At 65.0% G+C, this 26,608-nt stretch carries 19 protein-coding genes and 2 tRNA genes; 14 read left to right on the forward strand and 7 right to left on the reverse strand.

Annotation, left to right across the window (positions count from 1 at the left end):
- Positions 1-382: 382 nt before the first annotated feature.
- From ABF648_RS08140 to ABF648_RS08155, 4 genes are all read left to right on the forward strand, one after another.
- On the forward strand, positions 383-2,590 hold the full coding sequence (locus ABF648_RS08140; RefSeq protein WP_415631796.1) for a polyribonucleotide nucleotidyltransferase: 2,208 nt from the start codon (positions 383-385) through the stop codon (positions 2,588-2,590).
- A 160-nt stretch (positions 2,591-2,750) separates the two neighbouring features.
- Entirely contained in the window at positions 2,751-3,491 is a 741-nt protein-coding gene (dapB, locus tag ABF648_RS08145) for a 4-hydroxy-tetrahydrodipicolinate reductase (protein WP_415631797.1), read from the forward strand.
- Positions 3,484-4,251 carry a DUF2993 domain-containing protein gene (locus ABF648_RS08150; protein ID WP_415631798.1) on the forward strand — a complete coding sequence of 256 codons (768 nt, stop codon included), beginning with the start codon at positions 3,484-3,486 and terminating at the stop codon, positions 4,249-4,251. The genes dapB and ABF648_RS08150 overlap by 8 nt, the downstream gene beginning before the upstream one ends.
- Positions 4,252-4,385: 134 nt before the next feature.
- Positions 4,386-6,128 (forward strand): pyruvate dehydrogenase, encoded by a 1,743-nt coding sequence (locus ABF648_RS08155; protein ID WP_415631799.1) that lies wholly within the window; start codon positions 4,386-4,388, stop codon positions 6,126-6,128.
- Positions 6,129-6,221: 93 nt separating this feature from the next.
- On the opposite strand, the gene ABF648_RS08160 is transcribed toward ABF648_RS08155, so the two are convergent.
- Positions 6,222-6,758 carry a GNAT family N-acetyltransferase gene (locus ABF648_RS08160; RefSeq protein ID WP_415631800.1) on the reverse strand — a complete coding sequence of 179 codons (537 nt, stop codon included), beginning with the start codon at positions 6,756-6,758 and terminating at the stop codon, positions 6,222-6,224.
- Between the two features lie 75 nt (positions 6,759-6,833).
- Here ABF648_RS08160 and ABF648_RS08165 point away from each other — a divergent pair, with 75 nt between their 5' ends.
- Genes ABF648_RS08165 through ABF648_RS08175 form a run of 3 tightly spaced genes read left to right on the forward strand, consistent with a single transcriptional unit; the run spans position 6,834 to position 11,373 of the window.
- Positions 6,834-8,519, forward strand: a complete 1,686-nt coding sequence (locus tag ABF648_RS08165; protein ID WP_415631801.1) for a ribonuclease J — start codon at positions 6,834-6,836, stop codon at positions 8,517-8,519.
- 54 nt (positions 8,520-8,573) lie between these two features.
- On the forward strand, positions 8,574-10,499 hold the full coding sequence (locus tag ABF648_RS08170) for an AMP-dependent synthetase/ligase (protein ID WP_415631802.1): 1,926 nt from the start codon (positions 8,574-8,576) through the stop codon (positions 10,497-10,499).
- 7 nt (positions 10,500-10,506) lie between these two features.
- Positions 10,507-11,373, forward strand: a complete 867-nt coding sequence (locus tag ABF648_RS08175; protein WP_415631803.1) for an acyl-CoA thioesterase — start codon at positions 10,507-10,509, stop codon at positions 11,371-11,373.
- A 553-nt stretch (positions 11,374-11,926) separates the two neighbouring features.
- Here ABF648_RS08175 and ABF648_RS08180 read toward each other — a convergent pair.
- From ABF648_RS08180 to pepN, 3 genes are all read right to left on the reverse strand, one after another.
- Positions 11,927-12,730 carry a hydroxymethylpyrimidine/phosphomethylpyrimidine kinase gene (locus ABF648_RS08180; protein ID WP_415631804.1) on the reverse strand — a complete coding sequence of 268 codons (804 nt, stop codon included), beginning with the start codon at positions 12,728-12,730 and terminating at the stop codon, positions 11,927-11,929.
- Between the two features lie 396 nt (positions 12,731-13,126).
- Positions 13,127-14,605 (reverse strand): NADP-dependent phosphogluconate dehydrogenase, encoded by a 1,479-nt coding sequence (gene gndA / locus ABF648_RS08185; RefSeq protein ID WP_415631805.1) that lies wholly within the window; start codon positions 14,603-14,605, stop codon positions 13,127-13,129.
- Between the two features lie 89 nt (positions 14,606-14,694).
- The gene (gene pepN, locus ABF648_RS08190) at positions 14,695-17,292 is read right to left on the reverse strand and encodes an aminopeptidase N (RefSeq protein ID WP_415631806.1); all 2,598 of its coding nucleotides are present in this window, start codon (positions 17,290-17,292) and stop codon (positions 14,695-14,697) included.
- A 148-nt stretch (positions 17,293-17,440) separates the two neighbouring features.
- On the opposite strand from pepN, the gene ABF648_RS08195 reads away from it, so the two are divergent.
- From ABF648_RS08195 to ligA, 3 genes are all read left to right on the forward strand, one after another.
- Positions 17,441-18,058, forward strand: a complete 618-nt coding sequence (locus ABF648_RS08195; RefSeq protein WP_415631807.1) for a disulfide bond formation protein DsbA — start codon at positions 17,441-17,443, stop codon at positions 18,056-18,058.
- Between the two features lie 152 nt (positions 18,059-18,210).
- Positions 18,211-18,954 (forward strand): nuclease-related domain-containing protein, encoded by a 744-nt coding sequence (locus ABF648_RS08200; RefSeq protein WP_415631808.1) that lies wholly within the window; start codon positions 18,211-18,213, stop codon positions 18,952-18,954.
- Between the two features lie 72 nt (positions 18,955-19,026).
- The gene (gene ligA / locus ABF648_RS08205) at positions 19,027-21,240 is read left to right on the forward strand and encodes an NAD-dependent DNA ligase LigA (RefSeq protein WP_415631809.1); all 2,214 of its coding nucleotides are present in this window, start codon (positions 19,027-19,029) and stop codon (positions 21,238-21,240) included.
- Positions 21,241-21,279: 39 nt separating this feature from the next.
- Here ligA and ABF648_RS08210 read toward each other — a convergent pair whose 3' ends face one another.
- The gene (locus ABF648_RS08210) at positions 21,280-22,767 is read right to left on the reverse strand and encodes a hypothetical protein (RefSeq protein ID WP_415631810.1); all 1,488 of its coding nucleotides are present in this window, start codon (positions 22,765-22,767) and stop codon (positions 21,280-21,282) included.
- 244 nt (positions 22,768-23,011) lie between these two features.
- Here ABF648_RS08210 and ABF648_RS08215 point away from each other — a divergent pair, with 244 nt between their 5' ends.
- Together ABF648_RS08215 and ABF648_RS08220 are read left to right on the forward strand one after the other, a co-directional pair.
- Positions 23,012-23,281, forward strand: coding sequence for a GlsB/YeaQ/YmgE family stress response membrane protein (locus tag ABF648_RS08215; protein WP_415631811.1), 270 nt, complete (start codon positions 23,012-23,014; stop codon positions 23,279-23,281).
- Between the two features lie 154 nt (positions 23,282-23,435).
- Positions 23,436-23,978 (forward strand): hypothetical protein, encoded by a 543-nt coding sequence (locus tag ABF648_RS08220; protein ID WP_415631812.1) that lies wholly within the window; start codon positions 23,436-23,438, stop codon positions 23,976-23,978.
- A gap of 93 nt (positions 23,979-24,071) precedes the next feature.
- Here the strand turns inward: ABF648_RS08220 and ABF648_RS08225 are convergent, their stop codons facing one another.
- Both ABF648_RS08225 and ABF648_RS08230 read right to left on the reverse strand, forming a co-directional pair.
- Positions 24,072-24,248 carry a hypothetical protein gene (locus tag ABF648_RS08225; protein WP_415631813.1) on the reverse strand — a complete coding sequence of 59 codons (177 nt, stop codon included), beginning with the start codon at positions 24,246-24,248 and terminating at the stop codon, positions 24,072-24,074.
- Between the two features lie 83 nt (positions 24,249-24,331).
- A tRNA-Pro gene (locus ABF648_RS08230) sits at positions 24,332-24,404 on the reverse strand.
- 144 nt (positions 24,405-24,548) lie between these two features.
- Here ABF648_RS08230 and ABF648_RS08235 point away from each other — a divergent pair.
- Both ABF648_RS08235 and tig read left to right on the forward strand, forming a co-directional pair.
- Positions 24,549-24,622, forward strand: a tRNA-Gly gene (locus ABF648_RS08235).
- A gap of 271 nt (positions 24,623-24,893) precedes the next feature.
- On the forward strand, positions 24,894-26,492 hold the full coding sequence (gene tig / locus ABF648_RS08240) for a trigger factor (RefSeq protein WP_415631814.1): 1,599 nt from the start codon (positions 24,894-24,896) through the stop codon (positions 26,490-26,492).
- Positions 26,493-26,608: the final 116 nt, after the last annotated feature.

Raw genomic sequence — 26,608 nt, forward strand, 5'->3', positions numbered from 1 at the left:
CCCCCCCCCCCCCCCCCCCCCCCCCCCCCCCCCCCCCCCCCCCCCCCCCCCACCGGTGCCAGCCCTGCCACGGCGCAGGGAGCCATGACCCGGCTATTCCTCGCGAGCTTGTTTTCCAGGACGTCGTTTCCGGCGATGCACTTGCCTGCGACGAAATTCCCCACCACCTGCCCGACGCGCCGGGGTACGTGGGCTTTCGATTACATCTCGGTTACGCTTGATCGGGTGTGCCCACGGCGCACTGTCAACCCGTCGCGGCCATGGATGCCAGATCAAGCTTCGGTCCTCGGTGGTGGTCTGCGGGCTCTGCCCGCAGACCTCGATCGAAGACCGGCTCTGCGCGCGTCCGTGCCTGCGGCAATTCCCTCACGAAAGGAATCCCATGGAGGGACCAGATATCAAATACTCCGAGGCCATTATCGACAATGGCTCGTTCGGGAAGCACATCGTCCGCTTCGAGACCGGAAAGCTTGCCCGTCAGGCTGACGGCTCCGCTGCCGTCTACCTCGACGGTGACACCATGCTGCTGTCGGCGACCACCGCGCAGAAGAAGCCGCGCGAGGCCATCGATTTCTTCCCGCTGACGGTCGACGTCGACGAGAAAATGTACGCCGCCGGTCGCATCCCCGGCTCCTTCTTCCGCCGCGAAGGCCGCCCCGGCGAATCCGCCATCCTGGCTTGCCGTCTGATCGACCGCCCGCTGCGTCCCGCCTTCCGCAAGGGACTGCGCAACGAGGTGCAGGTCGTCATCACCGTACTGGCGCTCAACCCCCAGGTCGAGTACGACGTGGTCGCCATCAACGCCGCGTCGATGTCCACCCAGATCTCGGGCCTGCCCTTCAGCGGCCCGATCGGCGCCGTGCGGATCTCCCTCATCGGCGATCAGTGGGTCGCATTCCCCACCGTCGAGCAGGAGAAGGAGGCCACCTTCTCGATCGTCATCGCCGGTCGCGTGCTGACCAGCGGTGATGTCGCCATCATGATGGTCGAGGCCGGCGGCACCGAGGCCACCTGGGAGCTCGTCCGCTCCGGGCGTACCGCCCCCACCGAGGAGATCGTCGCCGGTGGCATCGAGGCAGCCAAGCCCTTCATCAAGACGCTGTGCGATGCGCAGGCCGAGCTGGCCGCGCAGGTGAACAAGGAGACCTACGACTTCCCGGTCTTCAAGGAGTACGAGGATGACGTCTGGGAGAAGGTCAGCGAACTCGGCTACGACAAGCTCGACAAGATCGAGCAGATCGCCGCGAAGCTCGACCGTCAGGACGCCGAGAGCGAGCTCAAGCACTCCATCCTCGACACGATGGTCGCCGAGGAGCGCTTCGAGGGCCGCGAGGGCGAGATCGCCTCGGCCTTCAAGGGCCTTGAGAAGAAGATCGTGCGCACCCGCGTGCTGCGTGAGGGCATCCGCATCGACGGCCGTGGCCCCAAGGACATCCGGGCGCTGTCCAGCGAGGTCGGGGTCATCCCGCGCGTGCACGGTTCCGGCCTGTTCCAGCGCGGCGAGACCCAGGTGCTGGGCGTCACCACGCTGAACATGCTCGACATGGAGCAGAAGATCGACACGCTCGGCTCCACCAAGACCAAGCGTTACATGCACCAGTACGAGATGCCGCCGTACTCCACCGGTGAGACCGGCCGCATCGGCTCCCCGAAGCGCCGCGAGGTCGGCCACGGTGCACTCGCCGAGCGCGCCATCGTGCCCGTGCTGCCCACCCGTGAGGAGTTCCCCTATGCGATCCGCGAGGTCTCCGAGGCTGTCGGTTCCAACGGCTCCACCTCGATGGGTTCGGTCTGCGCCTCCACGCTGGCCCTGCTCAACGCCGGTGTGCCGCTCAAGGCTCCGGTGGCAGGCATCGCCATGGGCCTGATGTCGGAGACCGACGAGAACGGCAAGACGAACTACCTCGCCCTCACCGACATTCTGGGCGCCGAGGACGCTCTCGGTGACATGGACTTCAAGGTTGCCGGCACAAGCGAGTTCGTCACCGCGTTGCAGCTGGACACCAAGCTCGACGGCATTCCGGCCGATGTGCTGGCTGCCGCCCTGCTGCAGGCCCGCGAAGCGCGTCACACCATCCTCGGTGTGATCCACGACGCCATCGACACGCCGGACGAGATGAGCCCGTACGCGCCGCGCATCCTCACCCTGCACATCCCGACCGACAAGATCGGCGAGGTGATCGGGCCCAAGGGCAAGGTGATCAACCAGATCCAGGACGACACCGGGGCCAACATCTCCATCGAGGAGGACGGCACCATCTACGTGGGTGCCGACACCGGTGAGGCCGCGGAGTCTGCGCGCAACATGATCAACGGGATCGCCAACCCGACGATGCCGGAGAAGGGCGAGCGCTACCTCGGTACCGTCGTCAAGCTGACCAACTTCGGCGCCTTCATCTCCCTGCTGCCCGGCAAGGACGGCCTGCTGCACATCTCCAAGCTGCGCTCCCTCAACGAGGGCAAGCGTGTGGAGAATGTTGAGGACGTGCTCGCTGTGGGCCAGAAGCTCCAGGTGGAGATCGCCGACGTGGACGACCGCGGCAAGCTGTCCCTCACCCCGGTGCTCGAGGTCGAAGAGGTCCAGGCCTGATCGCCCGGTCGAGCATCTGAGCCGAGATCACAGGCCGGTCGCCTCCAGGTGGCCGGCCTGTTCCATGCCCGGATGTCCCGGCTGCCGGCCGAGATAGTGTGGCGCCGGGTGTCAGCCCGACGAACAGACTGGGCGAGCCCTCATAGGTGACGGGGGAACAATGGTGAAGGTCGGCGTCTTCGGAGCCAGCGGACGGATGGGGAGCACGGTCTGCGAGGCCGTTGAAGCGGCACCAGACATGAGCCTGGAGGCCAGGATCGGCCTGGGCGATGACCGCGCAGCGGCCGCCGGAGCAGATGTGATGGTCGACTTCACCCAGCCCGATGCGGTGATGGACAACATTCATTGGTGCATCGACAACGGCGTTCACGTGGTGGTGGGCACCACCGGTTTTACCGATGAGCGGCTGGGCCAGGTGCGCGAATGGCTCGGCGAGGCACCCTCCACCGGAGTGGTCATCGCCTCCAACTTCTCCATCGGCGCGGTGCTGATGATGGCTTTCGCGGCCAAGGCGGCACCCTTCTTCGACTCGGTTGAGATCGTCGAACTGCACCATCCCCGAAAACTGGATGCGCCCTCAGGCACCGCGACCAGCACGGCGCAGCGCATCGCAGCCGCCCGCGCCGAGGTCGGATGCCCGGCCATGCCGGACGCCACCGAACATTCCCTCGACGGTGCCCGTGGCGCCCGCGTCGACGGCGTCCCGGTGCACTCGGTGCGCCTGCAGGGTCTGGTGGCCCATCAGGAGGTGCTGCTCGGCACCAGCGGCGAGACCCTCACCATTCGCGACGACTCATACGACCGGGTCAGCTTCATGCCCGGTGTGCTCACCGCGATCCGCGCGGTGAGCGGCAGGCCCGGGTTGACCGTCGGCATGGACGAGATCCTCGGCCTTGACTGACCAGCAGAGCCCCTCAGGGCAGCAGATCGCTCCCGGAAAGCCCATCCGGCACGGCTCCCACCGCCGGCTGGTGGTCGTGCTCGTCGTCATCGCGCTGTTCGTCGCGGCGTTCCTGGTGGTCAACGAGTATGTGAAGGACAGGGCCCAGACCCAGTTCTCCCGCCAAATCACCAGTCAGCTCGGCAGTTCCCAGCCGGCCGAGGCGCACATCGAGGATTGGCCCTTTCTGCTGTCGCTGGCCAGGAACCAGCTCGGTCATGCGGAGGTTTCCGTCGGGCCCACGCCTCTCTCGTTCGACGGCCATGATTTGAACCTCGACTCCGCCGATGTCGACATCCGTGGTCTGGCCCCGATGACCGGCAGCGACCAAACCCACGCGGAATCTCTGGACGGCTCCGTGGTCATCGGCTGGGCAGAGGTCAGCCGGATCACCGGAGTGACGATGTCACTCGCCGGAGACAACAAGGTGGGAGCGAGCACCAAATTCAACGGCTTCGGTGTGAGCGTGCAGGCAAATATCGTCGCCACGCTGGTTCTGGCGGACAGCTCCGGACAACTCTCCCTGGTGGATCCCACCGCCCAGGTGGCGGGCGTCCAGGTGCCGTCGGACATCGTCACCGGTGCCGCCAGCAGGATCCGGTCCAAAATGGTGCTGCCCGCGCTTCCGGGCGGGCTGAGTTATTCCGGGATCAGCGTGGACAGCAGGGGAGTTGTACTCCAGGTGCACGGAAACAACGTGGACCTGTCCCAGCTGCGCTGAACCAGCACGGCATCGACGTGCACGCTGTTCTCTGAGATGTTCACAGGAATAACGGAACCGGCGGTGTAGTTGTACCGTCGGTTTCGCCGTGCGCGTTGCCGTGCATCTGTTGACTTCGGGGCCAGGAGACATTTATGAACGTAGCCGAACAACTCGTCAAACAACTCGTCGACGCCGGTGTCACCCGGATCTACGGGATCGTGGGTGACTCCCTCAATCCCATCGTCGACGCCGTGAGGAAGACGGGAGGTTCGGCCAAGGGTGGCATCGACTGGGTGCACGTCCGTCATGAGGAAGCTGCGGCCTTCGCCGCCTCGGCAGAAGCCCAGCTCACCGGCAAGCTCGCCGTCTGCGCCGGCTCCTGCGGCCCGGGCAATCTTCATCTCATCAACGGCCTCTTCGACGCCCAGCGCTCCGGCGCCCCGGTGCTGGCGATCGCCTCGCACATTCCGAGTGTCCAGATCGGTTCGAGTTATTTCCAGGAGACCCATCCCGACCGGCTCTTCGTGGAGTGTTCGGTCTACTGCGAGATGCTGTCCACCCCGGACCAGGCGCCTCGGGTGATCAATTCTGCGATCCGTCATGCCGTCGCCGAACAGGGTGTCTCCGTGGTCACCATCCCCGGTGACATCTCCGACAAGCCGGCGAGCGCACCCACTCCCGTGTATCGCGAGACGCGGGTACCGGTGCTCGAGCCGAACCCGGAGGATCTCGAGCATCTCGCGACGCTGCTCAACAAGTCCAAGAAGGTTGCGATCTTCGCAGGTTATGGCGTACAGGGCGCCCACGATGAGGTCATCGCGCTGGCCGACAAGCTGAAGGCCCCGATCGGTCACAGCCTGCGCGGCAAGGACTTCATCCAGTACGACAATCCCTTCGACGTCGGCATGACTGGCCTGCTCGGCTATGGCGCCGCAGCCGAGGGCATGAACGATGCCGACGTGCTCCTGCTGCTGGGCACCGATTTCCCCTACAATCAGTTCCTTCCCGACACCCTCACGGTGCAGGTGGATCGCGACGGGTCCAAGCTCGGGCGTCGTACCGATGTCTCCTTCCCCATCATCGCCGATGTGAAGGCACTCGTCACCGCGCTGACCCCCAAGATCTCCAAGGGTCGTGATGACAGCTTCCTCAAGAGCACCGTCAAGCGGCATGCCAAGATCATGAAGTCCCCGGTGGGCGCCTACACGCGCAAGGCCGAGAATCTCAGGCCGATCCATCCCGAGTACGTGGCGCACCTGCTCAATGAGCTGGCCGACAGGGACGCCGTGTTCACCGCCGACACCGGCATGTGCAATGTCTGGACCGCGCGCTACATCGACCCGCTGGGCACCCGTCGCCTGATCGGCTCCTTCCTGCATGGTTCGATGGCCAATGCGCTGCCGATGGCGCTCGGTGCCCAGGCCTGCGAGCCGAAGCGCCAGGTCATTTCGGTGAGCGGTGACGGCGGTCTGTCCATGCTCCTCGGCGAGCTGGTCACTGCCCGTATGCACAACCTGCCGATCAAGGTGATGGTCTTCAACAACTCCACGCTCGGCATGGTGAAACTGGAAATGCTGGTGAACGGCCTTCCCGACTTCGGCACTGATGTGCACGACGTCAACTACGCCGGGGTGGCCTCGGCGATCGGGTTCCACGCGGAGCGCGTCGAGGATCCCAAGCGGGTGCGCGGCGCCATCACCGATGCCTTCGCCGCAGATGGCCCAGCGCTGGTGGAAATCCTCACCGACCCGAATGCCCTGAGTCTGCCGCCCACCATCAAGGGCGAGATGCTCATCGGCTTCGCGACCGCCATGAGCAAGGTCGTGCTCAACAAGGGCGCCGGTGAAGTGGTCTCCATGGCCACCTCGAACATGCGCAACATCCCGCGGCTCTGATCCACAGCTGTGCGTCTGGTCGTCCCGGGTTTCCCGAAGGGGGTCCGGGACGACCTGCGTCCACGGCCGAGCAGGCCCGAGTCAGCACGCGGCTCAGACGATCGTGGTGTGCAGGCGGATCTGTTTGATGCGCAGTTCGCCCTGTTCGGTGCCCACCTCGCGATGGGCACCGTCGGGTGCCCATCCAGACTCCACCAGGAATGCTCTGAGCACGTCATCGGTGCTCGTCACCCACCAGGTCGCGCGGATGAATCCGTCCGCGTGCAGGGTGTCCACGACAGCGTGCATCAACCGTGAGCCGTGTCCGCGACGTTGCAGCGCGGAGTCGATGACGAACTCGCCGACCATTCCATCGAGCTGCTCGGCATCCGGATCATCGCTGGGCCCGACGGCGGCGAAACCGGTCACTTCCGTGCGTTCGGTGTTGAGCGCCACGAGCACCCGGTAGGTCGCGAGCGGCGGGCAGAGGATCGCTTGCCGCCAGCTCGCCACCACCTCTGCGGCATCCGGCAGGATGTCCGCGAGGCCGCGATCCTGCCATGCCGCACGCTGCAGGTCTGCGATGCGGGGCGCCTCGGAGGCCATGGCGAGGCGGGCAAAGCCACCATCGGTTCCCGGCTGCGCGCTCATTGCGCCAGGCTAGTGCTGCCGGGCCCGGGCAGCACAGATTCCTGCTCCGCTGGTCAGGGCCGCTACTGTGGAGGAGTGGCAGTAGATGGACTCAAGACCCCCCCGAAGCTCAAATCCGGAACCCTCCGAATCATTCCACTCGGCGGTCTTGGGGACGTCGGACGCAACATGACCTGCTTCGAGATCAACGGCAAGCTGCTGATCGTCGACTGCGGCGTGCTGTTCCCCGAGGACACCCAGCCTGGCGTCGATCTCATCCTTCCCGGTCTGGACTACATCGCCGATCGGCTGGAGGACGTCGTGGGGCTGGTTCTCACCCACGGCCACGAGGACCACATCGGTGCGGTTCCCTATCTTCTCCGCCAGCGTGTCGACATTCCGCTCTACGGCTCCAAGCTCACCCTGGCTCTGGTGGAGAACAAGCTGCGTGAGCACCGGCTGCGTCAGGCGATGCTGCACACCGTCAAGGAGGGCGACAAGGTCTCCCTGGAGGGCTTCGACCTGGAGTTTTTCGCGGTCACCCACTCCATTCCCGACGCTCTCGCGGTGCTCATCCGCACCTCGGCGGGCAATGTGCTGCACACCGGCGACTTCAAGATGGACCAGTTGCCGCTGGACCACCGCATCACCGACCTGCGCGGATTCGGGCGCATCGGCGAGGAGGGCGTCGACCTGCTGCTGTGCGACTCCACCAATGCCGAGGTACCCGGTTTCACACCCCTGGAGCGCGACATCCAGCCGGCTCTGGAACGGGTCTTCGTGCAGTCCAAGCAGAAGATCGTGGTGGCCTCGTTCGCCTCCCACGTGCACCGCGTCCAGGAGATCCTCAATCTGGCCGTCAAGTACGACCGCAAGGTCTGCTATGTCGGACGCTCCATGGTGCGCAACATGGCCGTCGCCCGCGATCTCGGCTATCTCACCGTGCCCGGCAACACCCTCATCGACATGCAGAAGCTGCAGGACTTCCCTGCGGAGAAGGTCGTCATCATGTGCACCGGCTCGCAGGGTGAGCCGCTGGCAGCGCTGTCGCGGATGGCCAACAAGACGCATCCGGTGATCGAGATCGATCCGGGTGACACGGTGCTGTTCGCCTCCTCGATGATTCCTGGCAACGAGATCTCGATCGACCGGGTGATCAATGCGCTCACCACGCTGGGCGCCACTGTCGTGCACCGCGGCAACGCCTTCGTGCACGTGTCCGGGCATGCGAGCAGCGGTGAACTGCTCTACCTGTACAACATCGTCCAGCCGCGTAATGCGATGCCCGTGCACGGTGAGAAGAGGCACCTGGTGGCCAATTCCAAGCTGGCCATGTCCACCGGGATACCACCGGAGCGCACCATCGTCGCTCAGGACGGCGATGTCGTCGATCTGCACGCCGGGTCCGCCAAGATCGTGGGCCGGGTCGATGCGTCCTACATCTTCGTGGACGGGTCCACCGTGGGCGATGTCTCCGAGACCTCCCTGGCCGATCGGCGCATCCTCGGCGAGGAGGGCTTCATCTCCGTGGTGAGCGCGGTGGACATGCATTCCCGTACGGTCGTGAGCGGCCCGGATGTCTCGGCGCGCGGCTTCCTGGAGGATCCGGCCATCTTCGACGAGGTCACGGTCAAGATCAAGGACGCATTGATCTCGGCGATGGCCGATGGTGTGGACGATGCCCACCGCCTGCAGCAGGTCCAGCGGCGGGTGGTCGGCCAGTGGGTCAGTACCACCTACCGCCGCCGCCCCATGATCGTGCCGGTCGTCATCGCCGTCTGAGCTGTGTGCCGGGCGGGGAACTCGGAGCGCCATTAGGATCGGGAAGGTGAGGCCGTGACGGCCACGAAAGGGGCAATGATGACCAGCGTTCGCGACGAAATCCTCGCCGAATGCCCCCCGAGCTACGCAGCGATGTTCAGGAACAGAGCCGCTGTCGAGCCGGGCAAGATCGCCTATCTCGTACCGAAGTACACCGATCCGGAGCAGTGGGTCGGCCTCACCTGGCGCGAGGTCAGCGACGAGGCCGATGAGGTGGCTGCGGGTTTCATCGCCCTGGGCCTCGCGCCCGAGCAGCGGGTGGCCATTGCCGCGATGACGCGGATCGAATGGATCATGGCCGATTTCGGGATTGCCTGCGCGGCAGGGGCCACGACCACCATCTACCCGAATACGCAGCCCTCCGACGAGCTGCACATCCTGCGCGATTCCGAGAGCGTCATCGTCGTCGCGGAGAACTGGACCCAGGCCGAGAAGGTTGTCAGCCAGCACGAGCTGGACTCCCAGGTGCATCACATCGTGCTCCTCGACGACGACCGGCCCGAGGGCGTCGACGGTGACAGGATCGTCACCTGGTCCGAGTTGCACTCTCTCGGACGGGACTGCCTGGCCGAGCATCCCACCATCCTCGATGAGCGAATGGCCTTGATGGGGCCGGAATCGCTGTCCACCTTGGTGTACACCTCGGGCACCACCGGGCGGCCGAAGGGCGTAGAACTGCCCAACCGCTGCTGGACCTACGAGGGCCTGTCCATGAAGAAGCTGTGGGGTGAGGTCGTCAGCGAGTCCGACTCGCTGTATCTGTGGCTGCCGCTGTCGCACGTGTTCGGCCGTGATCTGCTCGCCACCCAGATGGCCTTCGGCTACCAGATGGTGGTCGACGGCAGGATCAACCGCATCGTGCAGGGCATGACCGAGACGCATCCGACGATCATGGTGGGCGTGCCCAGGATCTACGAGAAGATCCGCGCGGCAGTGTTCACGATGAACTCGCCCAAGGGCATCAAGGGCAAGATCGCCCGGTGGGCCTTCGCGGTCGGTCGTGAATCCCTGCCGCACCAGTTGGCGGACCACAGGGCTTCGTGGCCGGTCAGGTTCCGCTATTCGATCGCCGACAGGCTGGTCTTCCGCAAGCTGCGGGACACCCTCGGCGGGAACATCCGTTTCATGGTGTCCGGTTCGGCGAAGCTGTCCGCCCAGGTGCAGGCCTGGTTCTACTCGGCGGGCATCGTCGTCATCGAGGGATACGGCATGACCGAGACTGCTGCGATCGCCGCGGTGAACGTACCGGTTCGACCCAAGTTCGGTTCCGTGGGGCAGGTGGCTCCTGGCATCGAGGTGCAGATGGCGCCGGATGGTGAGGTGCTGCTGCGTGGCCCGATCGTCGCGCCCGGTTACCACAAGCTGCCTAAGGAGTCCGCCGAGGCATTCCAGGACGGCTGGTTCCACACCGGCGACATCGGAGTGGTCGACAAGGACGGCAATCTGACGATCACCGACCGCAAGAAAGATCTCATGAAGACCTCCAACGGCAAGTATGTTGCGCCGCAGAAGGTCGAGTCGTCCTTGCTGGCCAACACCCCGTACATCTCCCAGGCCGTCGCCGTGGCCGAGGGACGGCCGTATGTGACGGCACTGTTGACGATGGACCGTGAAGCGCTGTTCAAGTGGGCCGGCAATCACGGCCACGACGGCGAGGACTACGCCACGCTCACCCAGCTGCCGGAGATCCGCAAGTCGATCGATCGTTTCGTGCGGATCACCAATGAGCACCTGGAGCGCTGGGAGACCGTGAAGCGCTATGTGATCCTCGACCACGAGTTCGCCCAGGACACCGGGGAGCTCACCCCCAGCATGAAGGTGAAGCGGGCCATTGTGCTGGCGCGCTATGCCGACGTCATCGAGGCGCTCTACGCCCAGACTGGACGTTCGGAACTCACCGACGATGCGCACGACGATGACAAGGACAAGGCAGGCCAGTAAAGAATCCATGACCGCATTCCACACACCAGTCCCGCTGCGCTGGTCCGATCTGGACGTGCAGGGCCATGTCAACAATGTCGCCGCACTGGACTTCACCCAGGAGGCCAGAGCCAGATTCATGGCGGAGAGCCCGGCACCGGCGCTGCTCGTCGACGGATCGGTGCTGGTCAGCCAGCGGATCGAGTTCCTGCGACCGCTGGTGCTCAGTGACGAACCGGTCGATGTCGGACTGGGTGCGACGAAGGTCGGTGCCGCTCGATTCTCGATGGCCTACCAGCTGCGCCAGAACGGCGAGCTGTGCGCCCGGGTCGCCACGGTGATGTGCCCCTTCGACTTCGAGAATCAGCGGGTGCGCCGGCTCACCGACATGGAAAGGGAGTGCCTGAAGGCCATCTCGGTTCCCGAGGAGCCGTGGCGCAAGATGTCGGACACCCAGTTGGACGGCAGGGGGGAGCCCATCATGCTCGCGCCCCGATGGAGTGACCAGGACCGCTTCGGACATGTCAACAATGTGCGGATTCTCGATTGGGTGCAGGAGGCCCGGATCGAGTCGACTTCTTCCATCGATCCCGCGATGGCGAGGCGCGGACAGCTCAGCAGCAATGATCCGGACGCCGATCTGTGGCTGGTGGCACGCCAGGACGTTGACTACATTCACCAGCTCGCCTGGCGCCCAGAGCCCTACTGTGTGGTGACCGCGCCGCTTCGGGTCGGCGCCACCTCGGTGACGCTCGGCTGCGAGATCATCGATCCCCTGGAGGGCTCGACGCGGGTGCGCTGCACCACGGTTCTCGTGCACGGCGGTGCGAGTGGCCGTCCCAGCCCGCTGCCTGAATCCACCCGTGAGGCGATGACCGCACGGCTGGTCGTCTGAGGAACTCGGCTTTTCGGAATCATGCGTCGCGCCTGAGCGATCGAGTGTGCACAATCCCGGCCTCGGCCATGGGGGCCGTGATGTTGAATCATGTCCTTGGGCGAGTCCGAGTTCTACGAGGTGGGGATGTCCCTGCCTCCGCGGGTGCGCCGACAGTTGGCGCTTCGGCTGCTCGCATCAGTTGATCCAGATGAAGCAGTCGATACTGCTGCCGAGCACCGGAATTTCTGAAAGGTGTCCGCCGACATCTCTCGGCGTTTCGTGCCTGGAATTCCCCACCACATCCAGGCCACCCCGGCTTTCCACTGGCAGGGCGATCACAAGGCGATATACGGCCGGGCGTGAAGAGTCACCAGGTACAAGGCACACGGTCATCGCATACGAGGTTCATGATGCGGGCGGTGGATTGGTCGTGAAGGTCCTCGGAATCCTCCATGGGGGCCAAGGTTGGGAGTCAGGGCTTCGCGAGGATCAGTGACGAGAGGACAGACAGTCCCACAGGGTTTCTTCACCTCAAGAACGGTGCCGTCTGGTCATCTGGGGAATTCGCCGGTCAGCGGCCGTAATAGCCCTGGAAGACGCAGTCGAAGGGGGCGTTGCCGTGCATCCGGTGCTCGATGGCCGAGACCACGACCTGCTTGGCGGTACGTGCGGCGTCCAGGGGCGAGGCACCCTTCGCCATCTCGGCTGTCATCGCAGCGGCCAGTGTGCAACCCGCGCCTGAGACACGTTCTTCACCGATGGCGGGGACCTCGAGGACCTCGGTGGTGGAGCCGTCGTAGAACACGTCGAGTGCCGTGCCTGTGTTGAACAGGGTGCCTGCCTTGGCCAGCACATAGGGCACGCCCTGGTCGTGGATGCGCTTGGCGGCTTCGATGAGCTGGTCCACGTGTGTGATCTCGTCCATACCGGACAGAATGTGGGTTTCGAACAGATTGGGCGTCACGGCGGTGGCGAAGGGAAGAATCTTCTCGCGCAGCGCATTGTCGGTGTCCAATGCTGCACCGGGCTCCTGGCCCTTGCAGATCAGCACCGGGTCGAGAATCACCTTGTCGAAGTGGTATTGCTCAAGAGCCTCGGCCACCACGCCGATCGTGGTGGGGGTACCGAGCATGCCGATCTTCACCGCATCGATGTGGCCGTGCACCGCCACGGCTGCTTCGATCTGGTCGTGGATCACCTGCGGATCCACCGGCACGAAGCGGTGACCCCAGTCGTTGTTCGGGTCGAAGGAGACGATGCAGGTCAGCGAGGTTGCGCCGAACACCCCGAGGGTGTGAAAGGTCTTGATGTCAGTCTGGGCGCCAGCGCCCCCGGAGGCCTCGGAGCCGGCAATGGCGAGTGCAATCTTTGTCACAGCACAGTTCTACCCGAAAAGCCCTCGGTTTCCATCATGGGAATCGGGACTGCTGCGTGCGTAGGTGAACATTCGATCTGTGGGGGCTGTGGACCCTGCTGGAGGGATGTGCACCGTGCCCGAAAGCCCGTCAGGGAGAGTTCCTGTCGAGCGCACTGACATCATTGGACCCACCCCGAGGGATCACAGCGGGGAGCAGCGCGTCATCTTCCGGCGCCTGCTGCAACGCCCTCACAGATCCAGGCGGTAGCCCCGAGGTGCCGATCCCGGAATCCACACACACGACGCCGACAGGCCAGGCATCGCCGTACATCGGATGCCCGGCCTGTCATTGCCCTTCGGTGTGCCGATCCAGTCGCGAAGCCCCTGGGCCTCATGCCTGAACCAGAAGTGATCTCAGTCGATACGAGTCTCGGAGTGATCGCCGGACCATTCCAGGTGGAAGTGGCCATGGTCATCCACACGCTCATAGGTGTGCGAGCCGAACAGGTCGCGCAGGCCCTGGGTGAGCGCCGCGTTCACCCGCGGGGCACGGGCCATGTCGTAGTACGACAGCGTGGCGGAGAACACCGGGGCGGGAATACCGGCGGTGATGGCTGCTGCCACCACCCGGCGCCAGGAATCCTGGTAGTCCGCCATCGTCGGGGCGATGGACGGCGCGCACATGAACGAGACCAGCTTGTGATCGTCGGTGTACTCCTTGCGGATCTGTTCCAGCAGCTTGGCACGGATGATGCACCCGTCGCGCCAGATCTTCGCCGCCTCGGCCACGTTGATGTCCCAGCCGAATTCCTGGCCACCTGCGCGAATCTCGTCGAAGCCCTGGGAGTAGGAGACCACCTTCGAACACCACAGCGCCTTGCGAATGTCCTCGATGAAAGCGTCCTTGTCCTTGACCTGCACAGTGCGATCGGGGCCCTGCAGAGCCTTCTGGCCCGCTTCGCGCAGATCACCCAGGCTCGACTCGGCGCGTGCGAACACGGCCTCTGCGATGCCGGTGGTGGCCACGCCCAGCTCGAGAGCCGTCTGCACGGTCCAGGTGCCGGTGCCCTTCATCTTGGCGCGGTCCGCGACGATGTCGATGAAGTCCGCACCGGTGCGCGGATCCTTCTGACGCAGCACGTCCACCGTGATCTCGACCAGATAGCTGGACAGCTCGCCCTGATTCCACTTCTCGAAGACAGCGGCGCACTCGTCATTGGTCAGGCCCACACCGCGCAGCAACTCGTAGGCCTCGCCGATCACCTGCATGTCGGAGTATTCGATGCCGTTGTGGATCATCTTGACGAAGTGACCGGCGCCATTGGGGCCCATCCATGCGCAGCAGGGCTCGCCCTTGTAGTGCGCAGAGATGGTCTCCAGCATCGGGCCGACCGTCTGATAGCTCTCGGGGGTGCCGCCAGGCATGATCGAGGGTCCGGTGAGGGCGCCCACCTCGCCGCCGGAGATACCGGCGCCGACGAAGTGGAAACCCTTGTCGGAGACGTACTTCTCGCGGCGAATGGTGTCACGGAAGAAGGCATTGCCGCCGTCCATGATCACATCGCCGGGGGACAGCAGCGGCAGTAACTCGTCGATCGTGGCGTCGGTGGGTCCGCCCGCCTTGACCATCATGATGATCGATCGGGGCTCTGCGATTGATGCTACGAAATCTTCGACGTGCTCGGAGGGGATGAAATCGCCCTCGTCGCCATGCTCGGCCATCAGCTTCTGCGTCTTCGCATAGGTGCGGTTGAACACCGCCACCCGGTAGCCGTGGTGGGCGAGATTGCGCGCAAGATTCGAACCCATCACTGCCATTCCGACGACACCGATGTTCGCCTTCGAGGCATCAGCAGGCTTCTTTGCAGCTGCGTCTGTGACTTGTTCCGTCATGGAACTCCTTTGGTCGCAACGACCCGCTCAAGAGGCGGGATGCAGCACCATCATGCCATCGAAGCGTCGCCGGAAGGCCATTGGTGCTCTTAATTGACGCTGGCACCGAACTCCTGGGCAGCCACGGCGCGCACGGTGTCGGCCCGGTGTTCGCTGAGAGTGCGGCGCACCGGTGCCGAGAGCTGCGCCTTCTGCTGCCATTCGTCGAACCGATCCAGGAAAGCCCGATCTGCCAGAGGACTCGGCCACAGCTGGTTCAGCACGGCCTGCGAGGCGGCATGACCCCGCTCGGCCCAGATGCCCTCGTGGGCTGAAATCAGCTCGCACACGCCCAGATAGCGCTCTGGGTAGGGGACCAGCAGTTCCTCCTGGCCGTAGCACATGAAGCTCGCGCAAATTCTGAGGTGTGTGGCGTTGGGCACCGTCGGATCCTCGGTGGCGAGCGTCCACGCGCGTTCCTTGGCGCCAGGATCGGCTAGCGCGGCCCTGGCCCCGGCGGCGCGTTCTGCCCCGGTGATCGTCTGGTCACGGGTGAACTCCATGTCGATGAGCCCCTGGTCGCAGGCACCCATCCGCGCCAGCGCAGACAGGATCGCCCAGCGGCGGTCCTGGTCAATGGTCAGCTCCTTGGGCACCTGCTGTCCGTCGAGCCACGCCTTCAAGATCCGCGCCTGGGTGGCTTCGCAGGCGGACCCGATGAAGGCGTCGCCCAGGGCCAGCTGGTGCTCAGAGCCGGGTTCGGCGGCATCCAGCAGAGTGGCGATCCCCGTGCCGAGATGTGAGCGCAACGCCGTACGGGCGTGCGGTGCCGTATAGGCGGTGGCCGCGACAAGTGCCCTGCGCAGCCCGGTGCGCACTGCCGTCATGTCCGACTCGGTGCCGATGCCCCGGATCACCATCTCCACGTAGTCCTGCGCGGCGAGCTCGGCGTCGCGGGTCATGTCCCATGCTGTACCCCAGACCAGGGCCCGCGCCAGGGGGTCGGGCATCTCGCCGACATGGGCCAGGGCGATGGCCAGCGAGTCGTCATCGAGGCGAATCTTGGCGTAGTCGAGATCCTGGTCGTTGAGCAGCAGCAGGTCGGGGCGCGTGCGTCCTGCCAGCGCGTCCACGCGCGTGCATTCCCCGCCGACCTCAACCTCCAGGGAGTTCTCGATCTCCAGATGGCCGTCGTGCAGCGAACCCAGCCCGATCGCCATGTGGTGGGTGCGCAGCGTCGGATGCTCGGCGGGGGCGCTCTGTCCGATCTGGTAACTCGTGATGATTCCTCTGTCATCCACCTCGACGCCGGCACTGAGCGTGTTCACGCCGCTGGTCTGCAGCCATTCCCCGGCGAACTCCGAAAGGTCGCGTCCACTGGCCTTCTGCAGGGCCGAGAGCAGGTCGCTGAATTCGGCATTGCCGAAGGCATGGTCATGAAGGTATTCGCGCACACCGGCCAGGAAGTTCTGCTCACCGACCAGGGCCACCAGCTGCTTGAGCACGCTGGCGCCCTTGGCATAGGTAATCCCATCGAAGTTCTGCTCGACGGCCTCCAGGTCCACCATGTCTGCGGCGATCGGGTGCGTGGTGGGCAGCTGATCCTGCAGATATGCCCAGCCCTTGCGTGAATTGGCGAAGCCGACCCATGGGTTCGCGCCGCCCTCGCGCCCGGCGATGACCTGCTGGGCGCGGTGCGAGCACCACTCGGCGAAGCTCTCGTTGAGCCACAGGTCGTCCCACCAGCGCATCGTCACCAGATCGCCGAACCACATGTGCGCCAGCTCGTGCAGGATTGTGTTGTCGCGTTGCTCCAGGTCGGCCGAGGTCACCCGCGAGCGGAACAAATACTCATCGCGGATCGTCACGGCCCCGGCGTTCTCCATCGCGCCGGCGTTGTACTCGGGGACGAACAGCTGGTCGTACTTCGCGAACGGATATGGCTGCCCGAAGGCCTTCTCATAGACCTCGAAACCGGCCTGGGTGGTGGTTCGGAGGCGATCGGCGTCCAGGTGTCGTCGTACCGAACGCCGGCAGACCAGATTCGCGCCCAACTCGCCCTTGGCGGACATCACCGTGCCCTTGTCCACGTAGTACTGCCCGGCGATGACGGCCGTGATGTAGGTGGAGACACGCGGTGTCGGCGCGAAGAACCAGGTGAGCAGGCCGTCGCCTCCGGTGACGGGCTCGGGGGTGGGGGAGTTGGAGACCACCACCCAGCCCTGCGGGCTGCGCACGGTGAACTCGAATGTGGCCTTGAGATCGGGCTGTTCGAAGCACGCATAGGCGCGGCGGGCGTCGGCCGTCTCGAACTGGGTGTAGAGGTATACGCAGCCGTCGGCCGGGTCCACGAAGCGGTGCAGGCCCTCCCCGGTGTGGGAATAGCGGCAGATCGCGCTGATCTGCAATTCGTGACGCCCCGTGCTCAGCTGCAGGGGCAGACGATTGTCCCGATAGGACGCCGAATCGAGGGTTGCGCCGTCCAGCTCCGCGTGCAGCACCGAATCTGCGATGAGGTCCACCCAGGTGTCGGACCCGTCGGAGGTGAACACGATGGTGCTGGTGGACCAGAAGGTCTCCTCGGGGTCTGCCAGCGGCTCCCCCCCTTCGCCCAGACCAGTGAGATCCAGCATCACGTGATAGGAGTCAACGGTGATGGCGGCTGACCTGGCCGATGCCTCGTCGCGGGTGATGTTGGCAGGATTCATCGTCTCTGACTCCAAATTCTCGTGGCGGATGTGCTTGCATCCGAGGCTAGTGCCGCGGCCGAACCCTTGCCATGGGCGCCGCGGTGACGGCACGGAGGGGAGGGCTGGCGGTCTTGTGCCTTTACCCGTCGTGCGCTTTGCTGGGGCCATGAGCGATGATTCCGTGCAGGAAGTTGGTTTCTGGTTCGATCCGGCTTGCCCATGGGCGTGGATGGCCAGCCGATGGATGCTCGAGGTGGAGACGGTGCGCCCTGTACACACCGTCTTCCACGTGATGAGCCTGTCGGTGCTCAATGAAGGGCGTGAGCTGCCGTTTGACTATCGCGCCGAGATCGACAAGAACTGGCAGGGCGCCCGGGCCTGCATCGGCGTGGATCGCAGATACGGCCAGCAGGCCCTGCGGGATTTCTACACCGAACTGGGCACGCGTTATCACCTCCAGCGGCAGCCCAGGGGAGACATCGAGGTGATCCGCGAGGCATTGAAGGCCCTGGGGCTGGATGAGTCCATCGCGGATGCCGCCGACACCGATGTCTACGACGACGCCATGCGCGTCAGCCACCACGAGGGGATGGATCCTGTGGGTGATGATGTCGGTACGCCGGTGCTGCACATCAATGGCCATGCGCTGTTCGGACCTGTGATCAGCCCCGCTCCCAAGGGCGAAGAGGCCGGGAACCTGTTCGACGGTGTCTCCAAGGTCACCGCCTACGACGGATTCTTCGAGCTCAAGCGCACCCGCACGGTGGGCCCGATCTTCGACTGAGCAGGGTCCGGGGGATCCTCGGCCCGGCTCGATCCAGCGGTATGTCAGAGATGACGGGGCGCATCGCTAGACTCATGATGATCACATCGTGCGGCTTCTCGGTATGGTGTGGCGACTCATTGCTTCTCCGCGACAGCTGTTAGGTGATCTGCGTGAACGATCTCGCGTCCTATGTGCCGGCACGCCGCGCCCTGGCACCCTCGGACGAACCGTTCAAGGAGGCAGTGCGCGCCTATTCGGCACGTCGTGCCATGCCGAATCCGGTCTCCCAAGCCGATTGGGACGAATTCCTGCGGGGCGGGGGCATTTCCGACTATGCAGCCCAGCGGCCCGAGACGGGGTTCAGAGGCCTCATCTACCGGCTGCTCGGACGCAATTCCGACAGTCATGCCCGGCGGCTGGAAGAGGACGCCGACGAGCTGCTGGCCCAGGAACTGGTGCGTCTCGCTGCCCTCGACTCGCGGTGGGGGTTCATGCAGCTCGCTCGTTCGAGTTCGGAGTTGACGGTGCTCCAGCACCTGGTCGTGGGTCCTGGTGGGGTATTTCTGCTCAACGCGAAGAACCATCCTGGTGCGAAGCTGTTCGTGGAGGGCGATACCTTCCTGGTCAACGGCCGGGGCAGGCCCTATGTGTCCACCTCCCGCACCCAGGCCACTCGCGCCACCACGCTCTTGAGCCGTGACTCGGGCTTCGACCTCGGTGTCACAGGGGTGATCGTGCCGGTGAAGGACCGCCGGTTGATCATCCAGAAGGCCCCCGGTGATGTCGAAGTGATCGAGCGCGCCGGACTGTCCGAATGGCTGCTCGACCGGCCCGAGGAGCTCGACGAGCACGAGGTCATCACCTCCTACGCAGTCGCACGCCAGGCCACCAGCTGGCAGCCGCGCTGGAGCTGATCAGGGCCGGATCGGTTGCCACAACAGCTGCTGAAGGTCCAGCATGCCTGAGCACCCGGCATGATTGGGCACATGGCAGAACTCGGGGACGCGACCAGTGACGACCCAGTCGAGGTGAGCGAGGCGGGGCCTGACGAGCAGCGTCGTCATGCCGAGTTGGTGAAGCTCATCGACGAGGCCCAGGAGGCCTACTACGGCCAGGACAATCCTGTTCTCACCGATGCCAGCTACGACCAGTTCATGGTGGAACTCGAGTCGTTGGAGGACCGCTTCCCGCAACTGCGCATTCCCGACAGCCCCACGCAGCGGGTCGGGGCCGCACGTTCAGTCACCGATTTCGCGCCCGTCACCCATCCGGAGCGGCTGCTCAGCCTCGACGATGTGTTCTCCCTCGACGAGTTGCGCGCCTGGTTCGACCGCACGGTCGCAGCACTCGGCCACCAGCCGGACTGGCTGTGCGAGGTGAAGATCGACGGCCTGGCGGTGGACCTGCAATACCGCGAGGGGCGTCTGGTCTCCGCTGCAACCCGGGGAGACGGCAGGGTCGGCGAGGACATCACCCCCAATGCCAGGACCATTGCAGCGATCCCACGAGTGCTCACCCGGACATCCGAGCAGCCCTTCCCGGAGCTCCTGGAGGTGCGCGGCGAAGTCTTCTTCCCGGTCGCCGAGTTCGAGAAGCTCAACGAGCGCATTGCCGACGAGGGCCGCACGCCCTTTGCCAACCCGCGCAATGGAGCCGCTGGCTCGCTGCGGCAGAAGGACCCTGCGGTCACCGCCCGGCGGCCGCTGTCGATGATCTGTCACGGCCTGGGTGTGCACACCGGCCTGGAAGTCACCAACCAGTCGAAGGCATATGCGCAATTGGCGGCCTGGGGTCTCCCGGTGAGCCCCTACAACAAGATCGTGCACTCCATCGCCGAGGTGCTCGATTACGTGGCCTACTACGGTGAACACCGCCATGACGTGTTGCACGAGATCGATGGCATCGTCATCAAGGTGGACGCCCTGGCCGAGCAGGCCGAGCTCGGTGTGACCAGTCGTGCACCACGATGGGCCATCGCCTACAAGTACCCGCCCGAAGAGGTCAACACCAGGCTTCGCGACATCCAGGTGAATGTGGGACGCACCGGGCGGGTGACGCCCTTCGCCGTGATGGACCCGGTGCGCGTCGCCGGCTCCACCGTGGCCATGGCCACCCTGCACAACGCCGATGAGGTCAAGCGCAAGGGTGTGCTCATCGGCGATGTGGTGGTACTGCGCAAGGCCGGTGACGTCATCCCTGAGGTGGTCGGACCGGTCGTGGAACTGCGAACCGGCGACGAGCGGGAATTCGTGATGCCCACGCAGTGCCCGGCGTGCGGCACGACACTGCGTCCGGCGAAGGAGTCTGACAAGGACATCCGCTGTCCCAATGCGAGGACCTGTCCGGCGCAGCTGCGCGAGCGTCTGTTCAGCCTGGCCTCCCGATCTGCTCTCGACATCGAGGCGCTGGGTTACGAGGGTGCAGCTGCGCTGCTGGAGGCCGGAGTGCTCGTCAACGAGGCAGACCTGTTCGCACTCACTCCGGCCCAGCTCGTCACCGTGCCCTTCTACACCCGGGCGCCCAATGCCAAGGAGCTGAAGAATCCTGAGGCGGTCACCACGCCTGGCATCGTGGCCGGACGCGTGCTGAGCGCCAACGGCATCAAGCTGCTCGCCAACCTGACCGCTGCCCGCGAACAGCCACTGTGGCGGGTGCTCGTGGCGCTGTCCATACGTCATGTCGGCCCCACTGCCGCGCGTGCTCTGGCCAGCCGATTCGGTTCCATGGCCACCATCACCTCGGCCACGACCACCGAGCTGGCCGAAACAGAGGGCGTCGGTCAGGTCATCGCGGACTCCGTGAAGGAGTGGTTCGAGGTGGACTGGCACCGCGAGATCGTGGACCGCTGGGCCGAAGCCGGCGTCTCGATGGCCGACCAGCGGGACGAGGACCTGCCCCAGACCCTGGCCGGGCTCACAGTGGTGGTCACCGGCAGCCTGCAGGGCTTCACCCGCGACCAGGCCAAGGAAGCCATCGAGTCCCGCGGAGGCAGGGCCGCCGGCTCGGTGAGCCGCAGGACCGACTTCGTGGCCGTGGGGACCAACCCGGGATCCAAGGCTGACAAGGCGGAACAGCTCAAGCTTCCGATCCTGGACGAGGATGGCTTCAAGAGGCTGCTGGCTGAGGGCCCCACAGCCGTCGGTTCACCGGCGTCCACCGATGACCCCGCACCGTCGGCAGGTGCCGACGGATGCCCCTAACCGTCGGCAGGTGCCGACGGACTCGCCCAACAGGCCGATTCATGACCACATCAGCCAGGCCAGTTCCTCGTCACTGAGCCGGCCTGTCGCCAGCCAAGCGCGGGTGTTCTCGATCTCCTCATGCACGCCGATGCCGAGCCTTTGCTCCATGCACCACCGGGCGGGACAGAAGGACAGCACTGCACATGCCATCGCCGTACGCAACGGCTGGGGCGCCGGGAAATCGGCCGGGAGCGGCCCGTGCAGCCAGTAGGTGCTCTGCCACACGGCTCCAGTGGGCTCTGGACGGCGCACCAGGATGTCGTGCAGGGCCAGGTACAGCACATCATCGGCGTCCACCGGAATGGGCGCATCGACGGTGAGGCCCGCTGTGCGCGAGGCAAGGCTCACGGCCAGCCAGCCCAGCATCGCCCCTGGCCCGGGCTCCAGCTGCGGGAGCAGTCCGGCGACGGCAGTGAGAGTCTCGGCTGAATTCGCGGCCCAGTCCACCAGCACCGGCAGCACCAGAGGATCCAGCGAGACGTTCTGGGCGGATGCCTCGATCGTGCCATCGTCCGCGCGCCCGTGGCGGTGCGCCAAGAATTCCTCACAGAAGCTGTCCAGGAATGCCTGAGCCGGGTCATGGGGCAGCAGTTGCTCCGCCATCGCCCGGTCCAGGATCGCTGCCTGTGCCGGGGTGGCCTTGCGCGGATCAGTGGATTCGAGCACCTGGGTGGCTCTGCCGGCCAGCAGCGCACGGCGCCCCGCATTCCAGACCAGGGTGAGGGTGCAGTCCAGGCCAGGCCCCCGCAGCGCAATGTCGTGACGGCCCCCCTCGCTCGACAGCTCGGTGCCGTGCTCGTCGACACATTGGTCCGCGTTACTGACCACGACCACGTCGGGCAGCTCAAACCGCACCGCTTCGCCCGCCGCGGGTGCAACCGAGCGGGGCAACCATTCCGGTGTCCTGGCCATCGCGGCCGGCAGGTTGGACGAGCGCCGGAGCGCCCAGGTACAAATCCAGCTCTGGCCGGTATCCAGCACAGTGGGGCTGGCCCCTGCATCGATGACCAGGCCGTCGGGGGTCTCCGCCGATGCATCGCTGTGCGGCCTTCCCACTCCGGAGGTGAGTGCGAGGACGGTGACCACACCATCTTCGGGCCGTTCATCGAGAACCGCCAGCGCGCGAGAGCCACCCAACCAGCAGCGCACGGGTGCGGAGCCGTGCCAGTGCAGCTGCGGGGGAGAGCTCTCAAGCGCTGCACCGGCCGACGCGGTGACCACCAGCCGGAGCGTGGCAGCGCTTCCGGGGGCGCCGGGGCTGGCAGCGCTGAGACGTGCGGTGCACGATGCCCCGCTGGGATGTGACCAGCCCCACTCGAATTCATCGTCCAGATATGCCGAATGGGTTGGCTGCCAGGGTGCCGGTATGGCCACGGTGAGGCTGCCGATCAGCCGGGAACCGATGCGATCGCGAATGTCGACGACGGGGGAAGGGTCTCTCACCTGAAACGACAGGTCGGCAGCTGTGATCGACCGGATCGGCACAATTCCTCCTCAGCGGATCGTTGTTCGGCAACTGGACGGTATCCACCGCACCCGTTGTGGTGCGAGGGGTCCATGACCATCAGACACGGTTCCAGGGTTTCGCACGAGCAGATCTTCAGGATGGGCGAGTTTTGAGGGTTCGTTTCGCTGACTTCATGGAATACGCCTCTGGGAAACGTTGCTGAAGGGGTTGTACACGACTTGGCCGTGCTTCGCGGTCACCATTCCACAAAGGAGTAGGACAATGGGATTTCTCGCATATCTTCTGCTCGGTCTGATTGCCGGATCCATCGCCAAAGCGATCCTGAAGAGAGACATGGGCTGGCTGGGCACGCTGATCTCGGGCGTCATCGGTGCGATTGTCGGCGGCTGGATAGGAAACTTGGTCCTCGGCCGGGATGATGTCATGACGCACTTCTTCTCGCTCTGGTCATGGATCTTCGCGATCATCGGCGCCATCATCGTGATCGCCATCTGGGGCGCGATCAGCAGGAGGGGTTCCCGGGCCAGATGAGGTGAGTCGTATCGCGCATGCGGTGCCGGCACGTGGGTCTGTTTCGAGTCCTTGGACTTCGAGGGGGCCCGCGTGACTGTGTCTGCGATCAAGTCATCGACTGCCGGGTGAGCGGTGAGATACTTCGGGCCAGCATTCGTGCGGGAGGTTGAAGATGGCTGGAATCGACATCGACTGGGTCCGTGCTGAGTTCCCGTACCCCGAGGGAAGCGGCCGGGAAAGAGCACAGACCGAGATCATCCTGCGGCTGTGCGACGAGGTCGAGCGGCTGTGGGGTGAGGTGCAGTGGCAAGACCTGCGCGGTGCCGTGGTGGGAGGCATGGTCTCCGGCATGATGGAGCGCTCCCAGGCCAGCATCCAGGCCATGGACGTCGCGGGGCGCTCCCTGGGACGGGAGTTGTCCGCCGAGATGGGCCGGCGCCGCGAGCGGCAGGGCGATCCGGCGCACCACACAGCGGAAAACTGCGATGCGGGGGAGCCCGGCCACCGGTTCGCGGTCTCCGACCTGGCGGCGGCGCATCTGGGCATGTCGCTGACATGCGAGGGCGAGGAACGGGGAATCCTGCTCGGATTGAGCGCCACCATCGATGTTCAGGGCGGTTCACCCCGGACACGGGTACATCTGAGCACCGACATCGGTGAGTTCGACTGCGCGCCGGACGCCGAGTGCACGGTGCGACCTGCGCCGAGCGATTGAGTGGTGGTTGCCGTCCGGCAGGTATCGAATTTGCGCCCCGATGGCAACCTGTGTGGTGGTGCTCGCCCGCCTACGGGTCAGTTCCCTAGCGGCTCAGCCCTTCGACTTCCCGGTCAGCTTGCCGAGGGCCGACTTGAGTTTGCTCTTCTTGGCGGGACGGCAGCACGGCGGAACCCAGCCGTCCTTGACATGCGGCTGTTCCTCGTAGCCGCTGACCGTCTGCTGGGTCTGGTTCTCCGCCATCTTGCGCCACCTCTGTTGCGTCTTCACATTTCTGATGCGGGCCAAGCTTAACCGACTACTTAGGTTTCCCTTAGTTTTGGTCTCGTGCAGTGGAGACCCATGGTGATTTGTCGGGGTGACCGGACTCGAACCGGCGGCCTCATGCTCCCAAAGCACGCGCGCTACCAACTGCGCCACACCCCGTCCGCGCGTCTTTGGTGCGCAAACATCGGGAAGGCTATCGCAGCGGCCCGCGTGGCCACGAATCGCCAAGGGCCAGCGGGACGACCCTGCGGATGGCGACCACCCATCGGTTGGAGTCGTATACTCTGTCCCTGCTCAGCGCATGCGAACGTAGCTCAATGGTAGAGCCCCAGTCTTCCAAACTGGCTACGCGGGTTCGATTCCCGTCGTTCGCTCCACACGCGGCATGAAAGCCGTTCCCGGTCATTCCCGGTCACCTTGCCTGGATCCTTGAAAGTGCTTACGACTAGGCATGAAGACTCTCAGGAAAGTGGGCTTGCCCGAGCACTGCCGATCACGCTCATCGAGCTCACGAGGAAGTCGAGCTGTCATCTGCCGCCCTCCCTGCTGCCGTGAACGGTGGCCCTTTGGTGCCCGTCGTCACGGCTGGCTAGGATTGGCGGCATTGTCTGCGCGCTCTCGCGCAATGCCGGAAAAACAGGAGATCTAGTGCCCAGCAGCGTTGAGCAGCTCAACCCCACCCGGGTGAAGCTCACCATCGAAATGCCTTTCGCCGAACTTCAGCCGAAGATCGACACGGCTTACAAGAAGATCTCCGAACAGGTGAATCTGCCCGGGTTCCGTCGCGGCAAGGTGCCAGCCAAGCTCATCGACCAGCGCTTCGGCCGCGGCACTGTGCTCCAGGAGGCGATCAACGACGCCATCCCCGAGGCCTATGCGCATGCCGTCAAGGAGCATGAGATCATTCCGATGGGCCAGCCAGAGATCGAGGTGACCAAGCTCGAGGACGGCGATGTCGTCGAGTTCAGCGCCGAGGTCGACGTGCGCCCCGACTTCGAGATTCCTGACCTGTCGGGCATCTCGGTCGAGGTCGAGTCCGCCGAGGTCAGCGACGAGGACGTTGACGAGCGGGTCAAGCTTCTGCGTGATCGATTCGGCACCCTCACCGAGGTGGATCGTGCTGCAGCCGAGGGTGATGTCGTGGTCTTCGACCTCTCCGCCACCCAGGACGGCAATCCGGTTCCCGATGCCGAGGCGAGCGACATGCAGTACCGCCTGGGCGACGGTGGCATGGTGGAAGGCCTTGACGAGGCTCTCACCGGCATGGAAGCCGGCCAGGTCAAGACCTTCACCAGCAAGCTTGCAGGTGGCCTCCACCAGGGTGAGGATGCCGACATCCAGGTCAATGTGACCAAGGTCAACTCGCAGGAATTGCCCGAAGTTGACGATGACTTCGCCCAGATGGTCTCCGAATTCGACACCGCTGAGGAGATGCTTGCTGACCTGCGTGACAACCTGGAGCGGATGTCTCGCATCGGGCAGGCCAATTCGGCGCGTGACAAGGTGCTCGAGAATGTCCTCAGCCGCGTCGACTTCGAACTCCCGGCCAGCGTGCTGGAGAACGAGGTCAAGGGCTACCACGACCAGATCGATGCTCAGCTCAACCAGGCCGGGATGACCATTGAGCAGTACCTGCAGAACAGCGGCGATGAGGAGGAGGCCGACACCCCGGAGGAGTTCTGGAAGGACGTCGACGAGCGCGCAGAGCCGGCGCTGCGCGCCCCGCGGATCCTCGACAACCTCGCCGAGGTGCGCAATGTGCCGGTCAGTCAGGAAGAGTTCACCCGTCTGGTGCTGCAGAAGGCTCAGCAGAGCGGTACCTCGCCCGAGCAGCAGATCCAGGCCATGACCGAGAACAACAACATGCCCGAATGGCTGGGTGAGATCCGCCGTGGCAAGGCACTGAGCGAGATCGTGAACGATGCGGTGGTCACCGATTCAGCCGGCGCTGTGATCGATCTGGAGCACCTCCAGGCCGACGGCTCGATCGTGATTCCCGATGAGTCCAGCGATGATGTCGCCGAGGCCGAGGACAGCGGGGCGGAAGCTGACGTCAAGGCACCCGAGGCCGAGGTCAGCGAGGACACCGAGGCCGAGGCGCCGGCGGAGGACGAGAAGCCGGTCGCGAAGGCCTCGAAGCCGAAGAAGGCGGCCGCCAAGACCACCACCACGAAGAAGACCCCGGCCAAGAAGCCTGCCGCCAGGAAGACCACGAAGAAGGCGGTCGAGAAGGCTGACGAGGACTGATCCCGACTCATAGAATTGGGGGGGGGGGGGCGCCGGAGGGCCGGGCTCCCCTTTTGCAGCGGTGGTTTACCCGAAGCGCTCGGCGCGGCCGGGCCGCGCGGGCGGGGGGGGGGGGG

It is taken from the genome of Propionibacterium sp. (assembly GCF_047719395.1).
In the GTDB taxonomy this organism is placed as follows: Bacteria; Actinomycetota; Actinomycetes; order Propionibacteriales; family Propionibacteriaceae; genus Propionibacterium.